The following is a 287-nucleotide window of genomic DNA, read 5'->3' on the forward strand; positions in this document are numbered from 1 at the left end:
GGGCGGGGGTCCCGCCCGCCCCCGGCGTGCGCCCGCGGGTCCGGTCCCTCCCGCCCCGCCCCGCCGGTCCCCCGGCAGTGCAGCAGGCCGGGCAGCCGGGTGCGCCACGGGTGGCGGCGGGCGGCCACGATCCGCACGACGGTGGCCCCGACGCCGGCGGCGCCCACCACCGCCGCGGCGGCCCGCAGCGTCCTGCGCCGCCCCAGCCGGTCCGCCGCCTGCTCCACGGCGTCCGTCAGGTCCTCCACGGTGTCCGGCAGCCCGGAGCCCCCGTCCTCCGCCACCGC

General features: G+C 84.7%; 1 protein-coding gene. It reads right to left on the reverse strand.

All coding sequences use genetic code 11. From position 1 onward, the window contains the following. A partial coding sequence (locus LO771_RS30390; protein WP_230748383.1) for a hypothetical protein occupies positions 1-287 on the reverse strand: 287 nt, incomplete at both ends.

It is taken from the genome of Streptacidiphilus sp. ASG 303, from assembly GCF_020991365.1.
In the GTDB taxonomy this organism is placed as follows: Bacteria; Actinomycetota; Actinomycetes; order Streptomycetales; family Streptomycetaceae; genus Peterkaempfera.